The 1200-nt window shown below is 47.3% G+C and carries 2 protein-coding genes; both read right to left on the reverse strand.

Going from position 1 to position 1200, the window contains the following annotated elements:
• Nucleotides 1-43: 43 nt before the first annotated feature.
• A complete protein-coding gene (locus ACUVQO_RS07415) occupies nucleotides 44-571 on the reverse strand; it encodes an AAA-like domain-containing protein (protein WP_445925284.1) in 528 nt (175 codons plus the stop codon).
• Entirely contained in the window at nucleotides 535-1038 is a 504-nt protein-coding gene (locus ACUVQO_RS07420) for a hypothetical protein (protein WP_445925250.1), read from the reverse strand. Before ACUVQO_RS07420 ends, ACUVQO_RS07415 begins: the two co-directional genes overlap by 37 nt.
• Nucleotides 1039-1200 lie beyond the last annotated feature (162 nt).

Below are 1200 nucleotides of genomic sequence, written 5' to 3' on the forward strand. Positions count from 1 at the left end.
GAGGCTTCGCATACAGCGCGGGACTTATAGCTCCCCCAACCCCTCAATAGTTAAAGGGTGATTGATTAATATTCAACGGAATATAAACTTCGGTAGAGTGAATCACGATCAGCCGTAATTTTTGCCAGATGTTGCTGCTGGCATCCCCGTACCGGGCTTTCTCATGCCATGCTCTCAGCAAACTAAAAAAGTCAGAGGCAATTTCTGGATACCGGAACACTACATCCACATCATCCAGGGCCAGGACGATCAGAGTTGTGACTAAAGGCAACAAATAATTTTCAAAGTAGTCCGTGGTGTTGTAGCTGGCCCCAAAAATCTCATTCCAGTATCCTGCAAGTCGATTAGGAGTTTCTAGCGATCGGTTGATCGTCGCACAGAACCATCGCAAGAATCGACTCAAATCTTTGAAAATGCTGACTTCTGCTAGTCGCAAGCTGAGTGGAATGGTCCGAAATCCCTGCTCTCTGACTTTTTGCAGGATCCGGATCATCAGGGAGGTTTTGCCTATGCGTTTGGAGGCTTTTATCCGGATCAGCGAACCAGGTTGTTGAATCGTTTCGTAGCACAGGGATTCGTCGGCGGCCGTTCAATATAAAAAATGGAATTGAGGGGAACCTGTCCTTCTGGTAGTTCCAGGACGATCGGTTTCCCAGTTGCCGATTCATGCTCTTCCGGTTCTGACTCTTCTGGCTCCGGTTCTGCTAAATTCGGGATTTCACCACTGTTTTCGTTGATACCCTGCTGCCTGCGAATGTACTGTCTGACCACCGAGTGAATGTTATTTTTAGTAACTTTTTCTCCAAACGCTGCCGAAAGCATTTGCCAGAGTCGGGAACCGGTCACCCGGATGTAGTCCGGATCGTAACCGAAATTTTCAGCCAGATCCTGGTAGGTCTGACCTAACCAGCATTGGCAAAACACGAGTTCCTGAACCGTATTCAAGCGTTCTGGCTGCAGCACGGAATCGACAATAGCCAGCGCTTCTTCAACATTTACATTCTCGCTGGGATGCCCCCATGCGCTTGGAGATATCATTACTTTTCCTCACAGACGCTTAAACATTAAAGGGGATACTCTGTCTTTCCAGTGTCGCTTATTCTACAAAGATTATTTTATGCCCAAGCCGACTGGGAAAGGAGACTTGTCAGGAGGCAAAGAATCCCCGTCTATCAATAACTAGCGTTGCTGTATGAATAG

It is taken from the genome of Leptodesmis sp. (assembly GCF_052746595.1).

Coding starts and splice junctions, on each gene's coding strand:
- ACUVQO_RS07420 (WP_445925250.1), bottom strand. CDS start 1,038: ATGATATCTCCAAGCGCATGGGGGCATCCCAGCGAGAATGTAAATGTT.